Source organism: Candidatus Nitrospira neomarina (genome assembly GCF_032051675.1).
GTDB lineage: Bacteria > Nitrospirota > Nitrospiria > Nitrospirales > UBA8639 > Nitrospira_E > Nitrospira_E neomarina.
In genome coordinates, this window is the sequence record NZ_CP116968.1 from 1537954 (window position 1) to 1551241 (window position 13288).

Genomic DNA, 13288 nt, shown 5'->3' on the forward strand with positions numbered 1-13288 from the left:
GAAGTCTAAGAGGTAAATAGCCTGCTGGGACTTTCCTTGACTTCCCTCTTTTTCTCCTGGTAGACTTTGCCGTAAGTAGTTGAATTTATTGCATAAATTACAAATTTTACACAACTGCCTCATCAGTTTCAGGGGAACAGCATGACAAAACTTTTCGATGTTTTATTTTATGGAAATCCGCTCTATCGAAAGATTGTGACCGTAGAAAGTGGAGTGGAGGACTGGGGAGCAGGGCAAAACGAGGATGCCAATATTCCACAGGCACCAGCAAACCTACGCGCTAACCCTGATCACACGCGAATTACCCTGACTTGGGATCCTGTCCCGGAAGCCCTCTATTACAATGTTTACTTCATGACCACCAAAGGCGTTCAAATTAAGCCCAACGAACTAACCAGGCCAGTCGCAGGCCAAGAGGATTTCATCCCAAAAGTTGGGATAACCAAAGAAAAAGCCAATTGCATTGAAGGAGCGATCTCTCCTTACGAACATAACGACCTAGCCAATAACTTTTGTTATCACTATGCAATTTCTGTGGTCACGGAAGAGGGTGAAAGTCTCTTATCCGAAGAGATAATGTCCATTCCTTCGCCCTACCTCCCCGTGATGCAAATCGGGTGTGAAGGCGTCGACGATGGAGAATTCAAATCACCAACCGGCATTGCTATAGATAAAGACGGAAATATCTATGTCGGCGATACGGACAATCATTCAATTCAGAAGTTTGACCGATCGGGAAAATTTCTTGCACGTTGGGGTGACGAACCTGATTCAACCGAAGGAAAATTTTACTACCCGCGGGGCATTGCCACATCCCCCGAAGGGGATGTGTATGTGGCAGATAGTGGGAATAATCGGATCCAAAAGTTTGATTCTGAAGGAAATATTATCAACGCATGGGGAAAATTCGGTTTTGCCTGGAGAGGGGCGGAAGCGGGGAAATTTGATGTCCCCTGGGGAGTTACCACCGATTCCCAAGGCAATCTGTTTGTCTCGGATACCAGCAATGCCAGAATTCAAAAATTCCTTTCAGACGGCTCTCCTGTGCTTAAGTGGGGGCGTGACGGGGGATATGACGGCGCCTTCTTTTATCCCCGCGGGCTCGCAGTTGACTTTGTCGGGAATATTTATATTGCCGATGAGGGGAACCATCGAATTCAAAAATTTGATGCACGAGGTAACTTTCTCCTGAAGTGGGGAAAGGAAGGGAATGCCCCTGGCCAATTTAAAGCACCATGGGGGGTCGCCTGCGACCCTTTAGGATATGTGTATGTGGTCGACAGCGGAAATCACCGTGTCCAAAAATTTGATTCTAGCGGGACCTATCTCACTTCGTGGGGAAATCGGGGATTAACCGAAGGACAACTGAATTTCCCGTCAGGGATTGCGGTGGACAAAGAGGGATATGTGTATGTCATAGACAGCGGCAATCACCGTTTAACCAAGTTTGCCCCAACTGAGGATGAACTCAATCGAGGCAAACAAGAAAAACGGGTTGCCAGCGATCTTACAGCCCCCATCAATCTTGCCGTCAAACCCGGAGATACAGAAAACATCCTAAGTTGGCTCGAAGTGCCCAATGCTGTCAGTTACAACCTCTATTTTAGTACTGAACCCAACCTCTCAACAGATACCTCCACAAAGATCGAAGGTGTGACCACTCCATACATTCATAGTGGCCTCACAAATAACACGGCATATTTTTATGCTATGACGTCGGTGACCGAAGATGGAGCTGAAAGCCGGCTATCTGAAGAGCAGACCGCTATTCCGGTTTTGATCGACATCTCGGCACCTCAAAATCCTGACATCGTCATTAATCATGGGGCTTACATGACCAATAGTCCTGATATGGTCGCCACCATCTCAGCCAAAGACGTGGATAGCGGAGTGGCTGCCTATTTCATCTCTGAAAACCCCATGACTCCAAGCGGGACCATGCCTGGATGGGTTGAAGTGGAACCGGAACAAAAGTTTGGAGCCACTATTCCTTTTACCACCTCGCCAACCGATGGCACAAAAACCGTCTACGTTTGGTTTAAAGACGCCAACAACAACGTTTCTGTTCCCGCCAGCACCAACATCCTTCTCAACACGTCTGGGTATATTTGTGCCGCCAAGTGGGGAAAACCAGGCCGGGGAGCTTCCCTTCTCCATGGTGGAGAATTTATTAGCCCTCTATACGGCCTAACGATTGATCGCCAAGGGTCATTGTTTGTGGTTGATAACGGGAACAACCGCATCCAGAAATTCGACAGAAATGGCAATTTCATCCTATTATGGGGAAATTTCGGATCCGCTAATGGAGGCTTTAATAATCCCACAGGCATCGCATGCGATGGAAATGGGAATGTGTATGTGGCTGACACCAATAACCATCGGATTCAAAAGTTTGATGGCAAATTAGGCCATTATATGATGAAACTGGGATCCCGCGGGAATGGGGAAGGGCAATTTAATGCTCCATGGGGAGTGGCGGTCGACCGGGTACGCGGGTACCTGTACGTCGTAGATAGTGCCAACTTCCGGGTTCAAAAATTTGATGAAACCGGAGAATTCATTATGCAGTGGGGAAGCTTTGGGAATGGGGACGGGCAGTTTTATTTTGCGCGAGGCATTGCTGTAGATCAAACGGATGGAACCGTCTATGTGGTCGATATGGGTAATCATCGGATTCAAAAATTTGATACAAGCTCAAACGTCCTCCCACAATTACTTACCAAGTGGGGCGGAGGCATTGGGCCTGGCCATGCCAGCAGCGCTCAGGCACAAGAACCTGGACAATTTCGATCACCCTGGGGTGTGGCAGTAGATGAATCAGGAGACGTATTTGTCAGTGATACCGGCAATCAACGCATTCAAAAGTTTGATCGAGACGGTAACTTTATCACCCAATGGGGCGGTTTTGGCTCTCAGGATGGCCAATTCAACTTCCCCTATGGAATTGGAGCTGACTCCAGAGGACACGTCTATTCGGTTGATAGCGGAAATATGCGAGTTCAAGAATTCATGCCGGCAGAGGAAGCCGAAGATCATTTCCAGGAAGAGGAAACGATGGCCTTTATTCCTGAGGCAGCAGAATAGCCACATCGCTCTGGCAGAACCCAGGAAACAACCACACACTTTAACAACAAATGCCAGAGGGTACAGGGATTACCCTTTGGCATTTTTCATAGTGCCGAACCGGATTCCCCGGTATGGGAATACATTTACCTGCTGATTCTGAGCAGTCTTGTGTGTTTTTCGATAAGCCCATTAAGTATAACAAAAGGCACATTGACTGCCTTTCAAAAGAAAATTAAGATGAAAGGCTTTTTCACATCCACAATTCTGCAGGAGACGAAATACAAGGCCTAACCCATGTTGGAAAAACAATTACGAATGGGACTCACTTTTGATGACGTGGTCCTGGTGCCGCGCCATTCAAATATTATCCCATCTGAGGTAGACCCCTCCACCCAACTCACTCGAAATATTCGGATTAATATCCCAATTCTGAGCGCGGCCATGGACACTGTAACTGAAGGACGATTAGCCATTGCGATAGCACGCGAAGGGGGAATTGGAATAATTCACCGCGCCCTCTCCCCTGACATCCAAGCCTCAGAAGTCGATAAGGTCAAAAAATCAGAAAGTGGAATGATCCTTTCTCCAATCACCATCTCCCCAGATCATACCATTCGCGATGCACACCATCTTATGGCCACTTACCGCATATCTGGAATCCCTGTAACTAAAGATGGCAAATTGGTCGGCATCTTAACGAACCGAGATCTTCGTTTTGAAAATCGTTTGGATCTCAAAGTTTCTCAGGTTATGACTAAAAACAACCTCGTGACCGCCCCTGAGGGCACGGGATTAGACCAGGCCCAAGCAATTCTTCATGAGCATCGCATTGAAAAACTTCCTGTGGTAAATGATCAATTCGAGTTAAAAGGGCTGATCACCATCAAAGACATTCAGAAGAAAATCAAATATCCCTATGCCTGCAAAGATGCGCACGGACGGTTACGCGTCGGCGCCGCCGTCGGAGTCGGGCCCGACGTAGAAGAACGCCTGGAGCGGCTCACTAAAGCTGGAATCGATCTAATCGTTGTCGATACCGCCCATGGGCACTCCCAAAGTGTCCTGGAAAAAGTCAAAGATATTAAATCTCGCTATCCAGACCTGGAACTAATGGCAGGAAATGTCGCAACTTCTGCCGCCACGCTGGATCTCATTAAAGCCGGAGCAGATGCTATTAAAGTTGGAGTCGGGCCAGGCTCAATCTGCACCACCAGAATCGTATCAGGAGCCGGTGTCCCACAATTGACCGCAGTGGCGGATTGCGCCACCATCGCCAAAGAACACCAAATACCCTTGATTGCTGATGGAGGCATTAAATATTCGGGAGATCTCACCAAAGCCCTCGCGGCCGGCGCCTCTTGCGTGATGATCGGATCACTCTTTGCGGGAACCGAAGAATCTCCAGGGGAAACGGTATTGTATCAAGGCCGAACCTACAAAGAATATCGGGGAATGGGATCACTGGGGGCCATGGAACGCGGAGGAAAGGATCGTTACTTTCAAGAGGGGCGCGAATCTTCAAAATTAGTCCCTGAAGGCATTGAAGCCCGCGTTCCCTACAAAGGAAACCTCGCAGTCATGGTCTATCAATTAGTGGGAGGGCTGAAGGCAGGAATGGGGTACTGCGGATGTCGAACAATCGAAGAACTTCAACAGAATGCTCAATTCATTCAACTGACCTCTGCAGGGCTGCGAGAAGCCCACGTTCATGATGTAGTGATTACTAAGGAGGCCCCCAATTATCGGGCTGACTAAGATCTGATTCCGCCCCCAAGTCAGTCAGGTCCCCCGTTGACAAATTCCGGCACGCCATGCACTCGCACCACGATACCATTGTCATTCTGGATTTTGGATCGCAGTATACGCAACTCATTGCACGGCGGATACGCGAATTCCACATTTTTTCCGTGATTCTCCCCTCGCAGGCGACGGTTCAGGATATCCTTACCTATCACCCCAAAGGGATTATTTTCTCAGGAGGACCCGCAAGCGTCACTCAGGCCCATTCTCCGAAAATTGATAGCCAAATCTTTGATCTGGCCATACCCATTCTGGGGATCTGCTATGGTATGCAATTGCTTGCGCATCAATGTGGCGGAACCGTCAACCCCACACCTCATCGTGAATTCGGGCGAGCCGACTTAACCGTTGACGACAACACGAATTTATTTCTTGGTCTCGATCCCACAATGGCATTTCCTGTCTGGATGTCCCATGGGGATTCGGTACAACAGCTTCCACCTGGATTTCATGTGATCGCCCACACGGCCCATGCCCCGATCGCCGCGATGAAATCCTCCAATGACACGCAACAGCTCTTTGGTATCCAGTTTCATCCTGAAGTCATGCACACCCTTCATGGGTCAACCATTCTTCAAAACTTTGCACGTCATATCTGCCACTGCGAGCCAACCTGGACAATGGGTTCATTCATTGAAAAGGCCGTGACCGACATCCGGCAAACTGTGGGAAACGGCAAGGTCATTTGCGCACTCAGCGGAGGAGTGGATTCCACTGTGGCCGCTGTTCTGGCCCACCGGGCAATCGGCGACCAATTGACCTGCCTCTTCATCGACAATGGCCTCATGCGAAAAAATGAAGTGGCACAATTACAAACAACATTCGATTCCGCCTATCATCTGAAAGTCCGCATTGCCGACCATGCAGACACATTTCTGGCAGCACTGGGGCGCACAACAGACCCTGAACGCAAACGAAAAATCATTGGTCGTCAATTCATTAAAGTTTTTGAACAGGAAGCGGTCTCTTTAGGTAAGGTCGGGTTTCTGGTTCAGGGAACACTGTATCCGGACGTGATCGAAAGTCTGAGCGTCAAAGGACCATCGGCAACGATAAAAACACATCATAATGTCGGTGGCTTGCCGAAGCGCATGAAATTCAAACTGATTGAACCTTTTCGAGAATTGTTTAAAGATGAAGTTCGTCAATTGGGATTGGAGTTAGGTCTACCGGAGGATATTGTCTGGAGACAACCCTTTCCCGGTCCAGGCTTAGCGATTCGCATCATCGGTTCCGTGACCACCCAGCGCCTAGCCATTCTTCGTGAGGCGGATGCTATTGTTCGAGACGAAATTGAACGAGCCGGGCTGTCAAGAATCATCTGGCAATCGTTTGCGGTCTTGCTGCCGATCCAAACCGTGGGAGTCATGGGCGACCAACGGACCTACGAATCAGTGATTGCCATTCGTGCCGTCACCAGTACGGACGGCATGACTGCGGACTGGGGCGTGATTCCAGCAGAGGTGTTGGGCAAAATGTCCAATCGGATTATCAATGAAGTACAAGGGATCAACCGTGTGGTGTATGACATTAGCTCAAAACCGCCAGCAACGATCGAATGGGAATAGATATGGCTCAACCAGAGAAAACAGTCCGTTTACAAAAAATCATCGCCCGTTCCGGAGTCGCTTCCAGACGCAAGGCGGAGGAACTGATCCAACATGGGCTGGTCACCGTTAATGGGGAAACCGTCATGACGCTAGGGACCAAAGTTGATCCTGCTGTCGACCACATCAAGGTCGAAGGGCGCCATCTGAAGTCCCGACCTCCTGATATGTTTCTCATGCTTAATAAGCCAGTGGGATACATCTCCACCTTGCATGATCCTGCGGGTCGTCCCACAATTAAAGCCTTGGTCCCGAAACCTTCCATACGGCTATTTCCGGTCGGACGGTTAGATTATGATAGTGAAGGCTTACTTCTGCTCACCAATAACGGTGATATTGCACAAGCCTGCCTTCATCCCGCACACCATGTCCATAAAACATACCTGGTGAAAATTAAGGGTATCCTAGAAGAATCTGAAATCCAAAAACTCCGACATGGGCTGATATTGGAAGATGGGCCCACCGCTCCGGCCAAAGTAAAAAAAGCCGGAAAAGCGGCGGCTAATTCCTGGGTGGAAATCACCATCCATGAAGGACGTAAACACCAGGTCAAACGAATGTTTGAGCAAATCGGCCATCCCGTGATCCGGTTAAAACGCGTTCAGTTTGGGCCTCTGAACCTTGGAACTCTTCCCCCAGGCCAGACGCGATATTTAACAGATAAGGAAGCGAACGACTTACGCCATTTACTCATCGCACCTGAATCGCCAGGTCCGACTGTCCGCCAGCCGAAAACTGAACTGATGCGCCTATCGAGACCTGCAGGTCAATTACGACCACGTCCCGCAATCCCCAATTCCATCAGAAGTAAGAATATGGCGTCACCTGCCGAAAAGGCCGGTCAAACACGACCATGGACACCAACCCGTCCGCAAATTAAGAAAACGGAAAAATCTGCTCCCTCCAGACCTGCGGCTCCTTCGCGACCACGCTCACCAAACCCGAATTCCATCAAAAGGAAGAGCACCCCAACGTCTGCGGGAACGATCGGCCAAGCAGGGCTACACCGATCCAAAGATCAACCGACCCAAAGAATGGAAAATTTTCCTAAATCGGGACCCGCTGGTCAGTTTTGGCCACGCCAGGGAAACCCCAAACCCATCAGGAGCAAGAAGACGATCTCAACTCCTGGCACAACCGGCAACGCACGGCCCCGCCGACCCGGCGTCACATCAAACAGCCGGTTCAAGTTTAAAACTTAAGTATTCCGAATTCTCGGTTTTATGTTCTGCCATCAAAGCTGTTAGGCGTTGGAAAGGATTTTTTCGTTGAAACGATCACATCATTGCGGTGAACTCTCCATAGACCATGTAGGCCAAATCGTGACCTTAGCCGGCTGGGTTGCCAGTCGCCGCGACCATGGCGGAGTGAGGTTCATTGATCTTCGTGATCGCTACGGCCTCACACAAATCGTGTTTGATTCAGAGCAGCAACCCACCGTCCATCAACTAGCCGATCGGCTCCGCAATGAATACGTCGTGGCAATCACCGGTGAGGTGGCCTTACGTCCCGAAGGCTCAGCCAACCCTCATATTCCGACTGGCGCCATAGAAATTCGAAGCACATCCCTCGTGATTCTCAATGAAGCCAAACCCCTCCCCTTTGCCCTCGACGACACCATCACCACCACTGAAACACTTCGGTTAAAACACCGGTATCTGGACCTTCGCCGGCCAAAGATGCAAGAACTCCTTCAACTCCGCAGTCAGGTGTCCCATCTTGTACGGCAATACCTTCATGGCAATCAGTTCATAGAGGTGGAAACACCGATTTTAACAAAAAGCACTCCCGAGGGCGCACGAGATTATCTCGTCCCGAGTCGAGTCAACCCTGGTGAATTTTTTGCTCTTCCCCAATCGCCGCAACTCTTTAAGCAGATTCTTATGATCGGGGGAACTGATCGTTATTATCAAATAGCCAGATGCTTTCGTGATGAAGACCTCCGGTTGGACCGCCAGCCAGAATTCACGCAAATCGATCTGGAAATGTCTTTCGTCGATCAGGAAGATATCATGCAGTTGATCGAACATATGGTCAGACTGGTTTTTAAAGAGACGAAAAATATTGACCTTCCCTCCCCATTGCCCCGGCTGTCCTTTGAGGAGGCCATGGGACGCTATGGGACCGACAAACCGGATCTTCGCTTTGATCTGCAGTTACAGGACCTGAGTCAATTCGCTGCAACCTGTGACTTTAAAGTTTTTAAGAGCGCAGCGGAAAACGGCGGAATCGTGAAAGCCCTCGTCATTCCCGGTGGCAACGCCTTTACCCGCAACCGGATTGACAATCTAATCGGTACCGCAAAAGAATTTGGTGCCAAGGGACTCGCCTGGGTCAAAATTAACGAAGAGGGCAATCTGGATTCCTCTATCGCCAAATTCTTTAATTCCCAAACCCTACGTGACGCCCTACCCTCGGCCAAAACCGGGGACCTGCTCATCTTTGTCGCAGATCAAGCGCCTATCGTCCATCAAGTCTTAGGCCGCCTTCGCCTGCTGCTGGGGGAGGAGCTAGGATTAATTGATCGAAACCGGTGGGAACCGCTATGGGTCATAGACTTTCCCATGTTTGAATTTGACGATACGGCCAAACGATATATCGCTCTGCACCATCCCTTTACGGCCCCTCACTCAGAAGATATGCCGCTTCTGGAAACCGATCCTCTCCAGATTCGAACGCAAGCCTATGACCTGGTTTTGAATGGCTTTGAGTTAGGTGGAGGAAGCATTCGAATTCATGCGCCACAAGTTCAGTCAAAAGTCTTTGACTTACTCAACATCTCCAAAACGGAGGCTCGTGAAAAATTTGGATTTCTCTTAGATGCCTTGGAATCCGGGGCACCGCCTCATGGAGGCATCGCGTTGGGACTTGATCGGTTGGTGATGTTACTCGGCAAGACGGAATCGATTCGAGAAGTGATCCCGTTTCCCAAAACCCAGAAGGCTCAATGCCTGATGACCGAAGCCCCCTCCCCCGTCACAACAGAACAACTACAGGAGCTCTCTATTCGCACGACGGCTAAAAAGCCTGACAACCCGGTTTAAGCATTCAGCACATTTAGAACAATGGAATGCAATCCCGTCGCCCCAGCCGGTTGTGGTCTCGTGATTTCCGAGGTTTGGATCTTTCCCTTCGTATCGATAGCCCTCACAGACACCATGTGCTTGCCAGGTCTTGGCGGGCTCCAATGATAATTCCAAATCACCCATGTTAAAGGAGACAACGGTGGTTCGATTTCGGCGGACACCCAGGTTTTCTCCTGATCAAAACTCAGTTGAACCTCACTGATGCTCTCCGGTCCTCCATAGGCAATCCCACGTAATCGTTGTTGAGACGCTTGTAAAGACTGGTAATGACCCGGGCTATCAATGCGGGAAAAAATATGAATGGTCCCATCATCCGTCCAACCTTTCTGTTGCCAGTAGCCAAGATAATCGCCGTTATAGACCTCGATTTCCGTAATCCACTTCACATTTTTAATCCCGTAGAGACCTGGAACAATCAGGCGGACCGGAAAGCCGTGATCCTTAGGAAGCTTTTCCCCATTCATCAGATATGCCAACATGACATCATCTTCCATGGCTCTGGCAAAAGGAATACTGTCGGAATATCCGTCAGATGCTCGAAAAATCACATCCCGGGCTGTGTCTTCATCGGCTCCGATGTCTTGCAAAAGTTTTTTAAGGGAAATCCCTCTCCACATAGCGGTCCCCAAACTACTCCCGCCTGGAAGGGTATCTATACACATCAGCGTCACAGCCTGATCAAAGGATTCCCGATTGAGGAGGTCGCGCCATTTCATCACCAGAGGGCGTTCCACAGCGCCCTTAACCACCATTTTCCATTGCTCCACATCCAAGTCACGGGTAAAATTATAAGAAGCATCCATGAAATTTACAGTGTAAAATTTATCGTTTGATGTAAAATAGGTGGTTTCCCGTGGAGGAACTGCAAACATCGACCCCAGATCGCATCCAGGAAATCCCATGCTGATGGTAGCCAGTCCCCCAAGCTTGAAAAGGGCCCGACGGCTCAGTTGAAAAGAAAAGGGAGAATTATTTAAGAATGACATAGACATCTTCTCTATTATCTAATACCTTAACGACTTTGGACAAGATCCATCCGACATTTGAAGTTATCATGGATTTTTTGCGGATAGAAGGAGAAACGGCATGCGGATATTTTTGACCGGAGGAGCCGGTTTTTTAGGAAGTCATTTATGCGAAACGCTTATCCATCAAGGACATACAGTCATATGCCTGGACAATCTCCTTACCGGACGTACAGAAAATATCGGTGCCCTCATGGGGCATCCGAAATTCTCGTTTATTCACTACAATGTCTGCGATTATCTTCATGTCGACGGACCAGTCGATGCCGTCATGCATTTCGCCTCACCGGCGAGCCCGCAGGACTATCTGGAATTTCCCATCGCCACCATGAAAGTCGGCGCGTTAGGCACACACAAAGCGCTGGGCCTAGCCAAGGCGAAACAGGCGCGATTTCTCCTGGCCAGCACATCGGAAGTCTATGGAGATCCCCTGGTCAACCCACAGCCGGAATCCTATTGGGGCAACGTCAACCCCATTAGCCCCAGAGGCGTCTACGACGAAGCGAAACGATTTGCCGAAGCCTTAACCACCGCCTACCATCGCTTTCATGGCCTTGATACAAGAATCGTCAGAATCTTCAACACCTATGGCCCACGGATGCGCCCAAAAGATGGGCGGGTGGTGTCCAACTTTATCGTGCAAGCCTTACAAGGGCATCCGTTAACGGTCTATGGCGATGGGTCACAGACTCGCAGCTTTTGTTACGTCGATGATCTGGTCGCGGGAATCCTATCGCTTCTCCAGGCCCCGCCAGACGAATTTCGAAAAAATCAAGATGTTCAAGATTCGGTTCGATTCGGGAAAACTCAGGCCAACCTCGGCTCCATACATGACCCGGTTAACATCGGCAATCCACAAGAACTCACCGTCATGGACATAGCTAAAACGGTCATTAAACTCACCAACTCATCGAGCACAATCACGCAACATCCCCTTCCAATCGATGACCCTAAAGTACGCCGACCAAATATTGAAAAGGCTACCACTCTGCTCAAGTGGGAACCTCGGATTACTTTGGAACAAGGCCTGGAAAAAGCCATCGACTATTTCCGGTCTCATTTAGACCATGTAAAGTGAATCACGGATCATGAGGTTCATCGATTCCGCGCAATCTGTGACCCTTGACATGCCCTGTCCCGATCGTAATCGGATACAACACCATTGGCGCAACACATCCGAGTTTGGCCAAAGCACCGAACACAATTAATCCGCGCCAGTAGACAGAGATCCCTTGCCCCCATAAAATAAAAACATGCAGAACATTCGGCAGGACCACATTCTTGAAGGCATTTTAGTCACCCTTCGTGGCTCTCTGGCGGCTTGCCCGGAAGTGGCCGGGTCGGAGGTCATGACATCAACACTCATCACAAATTTTTTACATTCCTATCCACCGGACAGACTGTTGACCCATCTCGGTGGGTATGGAATTGCAGCGGTCTATGATGGCCAACATCCCGGGCCAACGGTGATGATACGCTGTGAACTGGATGGACTGCCTGTGGAAGAAGCAGACAAAACCCAGTGGCTCGTGCCAGGAGCGAACATCGCCCACCGCTGCGGACATGACGGACATATGGCCATCGTGGCGGGTTTGGCTCCCTTACTTCATCGCACCCCACCAACCTGTGGACGAGTGGTGCTCTTGTTTCAGCCCGCAGAGGAAACAGGGGCAGGCGCACGGGCAATTATCGATGACCCGAATTTTGAGAAGTTCCGTCCTGACTGCGCGATCACCCTGCATAATCTACCAGGATTTCCCAGGGGGCATATCGTGTATCGACGGGGGACGTTTGCCAGTGCGTCTGTCGGGATGAGAGTTCGTCTCCTTGGCCAAGCGTCTCACGCGGCCGAGCCGGAACAGGCTCGTTCTCCTGCGAATGCCGTCGGAAGGCTTCTGGCTGAGCTGCCCCAACTGAGCAGGGTCACGGACAATCCCTATTGTATGCTCACGCTGACCCATGCGCAGCTGGGACTCATGTCATTTGGGCTCACACCGGGAGAAGCAACCGTGTGTGCTACGCTTCGTGCAGCTTCCGCGGCAGGCCTTCAAAATTTACGTCGCGACGCGGAGCAGTGCGTTCGCCTTTGTGCCGAGGCGGAACGGCTTTTTGCAGAAGTCGAGTGGGTGCAGGATTTTCCGGCGACCATCAACGATGATGCCCTGGTGGATACCCTGGAGCGCGTGTGCCTGGAAACGGGAATTGAGGCCATGGAAATTTCCAAACCGTTTCGGTGGTCGGAGGACTTTGGGCATTTTGGCGATGTTTGCCCCATCCTCCATTTTGGACTCGGTATTGGTGAGCATGCACCAGGCCTTCATCAGCCGGATTATGAGTTCTGCGACGATACCATCCTGATTGCGGTGAGTGGCTTTTATGAAATGGTCAAATCGCTGTTGATCGGATATGGAAGTCAAGGAGAGAAAGCCGCAACCGGTACCTGAGCAGCTCGAAAAAATTGCCGAAGGTACTGCGACAAAGACAGTCATTAAAAAAAACTCTAAACAAAGCCAAAAGCCGGTAGAGAGATCTCCGGAGTATTCAGGGGTTCGACTGGACCCTCCTTCCAATTCGTTTGTCATTCCGCCATCCGGTTGAGGACCCATCCCGAAGTATGGACTGAACCAATGGACCTCTACCCGATGGAAATTATCCACAGCAAAAGGAGAAAAACGTCCCCTATCATTTCCATTCGTCTTCTTTA

8 protein-coding genes are annotated in these 13288 nt (G+C 49.9%); 7 read left to right on the forward strand and 1 reads right to left on the reverse strand.

What is annotated here, in order from left to right; all coding sequences use genetic code 11:
* Positions 1-141: 141 nt before the first annotated feature.
* The 5 genes from PQG83_RS06900 (at position 142) to aspS (ending at position 9517) form a co-directional block, all read left to right on the forward strand.
* Complete coding sequence (locus tag PQG83_RS06900; RefSeq protein WP_312748117.1) at positions 142-3084, forward strand: 6-bladed beta-propeller; 2943 nt, start codon at positions 142-144, stop codon at positions 3082-3084.
* Positions 3085-3360: 276 nt separating this feature from the next.
* On the forward strand, positions 3361-4821 hold the full coding sequence (gene guaB, locus PQG83_RS06905; RefSeq protein ID WP_312748119.1) for an IMP dehydrogenase: 1461 nt from the start codon (positions 3361-3363) through the stop codon (positions 4819-4821).
* A gap of 56 nt (positions 4822-4877) precedes the next feature.
* The gene (guaA, locus tag PQG83_RS06910; protein WP_312748121.1) at positions 4878-6434 is read left to right on the forward strand and encodes a glutamine-hydrolyzing GMP synthase; all 1557 of its coding nucleotides are present in this window, start codon (positions 4878-4880) and stop codon (positions 6432-6434) included.
* Between the two features lie 2 nt (positions 6435-6436).
* Positions 6437-7675: a pseudouridine synthase gene (locus tag PQG83_RS06915; protein WP_312748123.1), complete on the forward strand. Its 1239-nt coding sequence runs from the start codon at positions 6437-6439 to the stop codon at positions 7673-7675.
* Between the two features lie 57 nt (positions 7676-7732).
* Entirely contained in the window at positions 7733-9517 is a 1785-nt protein-coding gene (aspS, locus tag PQG83_RS06920; protein WP_376753579.1) for an aspartate--tRNA ligase, read from the forward strand.
* On the opposite strand, the gene PQG83_RS06925 is transcribed toward aspS, so the two are convergent.
* Entirely contained in the window at positions 9514-10545 is a 1032-nt protein-coding gene (locus PQG83_RS06925) for a molybdopterin-dependent oxidoreductase (RefSeq protein WP_312748126.1), read from the reverse strand. The genes aspS and PQG83_RS06925 overlap by 4 nt on opposite strands.
* A 100-nt stretch (positions 10546-10645) precedes the next feature.
* On the opposite strand from PQG83_RS06925, the gene PQG83_RS06930 reads away from it, so the two are divergent.
* Both PQG83_RS06930 and PQG83_RS06935 read left to right on the forward strand, forming a co-directional pair.
* Positions 10646-11662, forward strand: coding sequence for a UDP-glucuronic acid decarboxylase family protein (locus PQG83_RS06930; protein ID WP_312748127.1), 1017 nt, complete (start codon positions 10646-10648; stop codon positions 11660-11662).
* 175 nt (positions 11663-11837) lie between these two features.
* The gene (locus tag PQG83_RS06935; protein ID WP_312748129.1) at positions 11838-13028 is read left to right on the forward strand and encodes an amidohydrolase; all 1191 of its coding nucleotides are present in this window, start codon (positions 11838-11840) and stop codon (positions 13026-13028) included.
* Positions 13029-13288 lie beyond the last annotated feature (260 nt).

Bases quoted from the DNA above. Each gene is read 5' to 3' on its own strand.
- PQG83_RS06935 (WP_312748129.1), top strand. From the start codon at position 11,838: ATGCAGAACATTCGGCAGGACCACATTCTTGAAGGCATTTTAGTCACC.
- PQG83_RS06925 (WP_312748126.1), bottom strand. From the start codon at position 10,545: ATGTCATTCTTAAATAATTCTCCCTTTTCTTTTCAACTGAGCCGTCGG.
- PQG83_RS06915 (WP_312748123.1), top strand. From the start codon at position 6,437: ATGGCTCAACCAGAGAAAACAGTCCGTTTACAAAAAATCATCGCCCGT.
- PQG83_RS06900 (WP_312748117.1), top strand. From the start codon at position 142: ATGACAAAACTTTTCGATGTTTTATTTTATGGAAATCCGCTCTATCGA.
- guaB (WP_312748119.1), top strand. From the start codon at position 3,361: ATGTTGGAAAAACAATTACGAATGGGACTCACTTTTGATGACGTGGTC.
- guaA (WP_312748121.1), top strand. From the start codon at position 4,878: ATGCACTCGCACCACGATACCATTGTCATTCTGGATTTTGGATCGCAG.
- PQG83_RS06930 (WP_312748127.1), top strand. From the start codon at position 10,646: ATGCGGATATTTTTGACCGGAGGAGCCGGTTTTTTAGGAAGTCATTTA.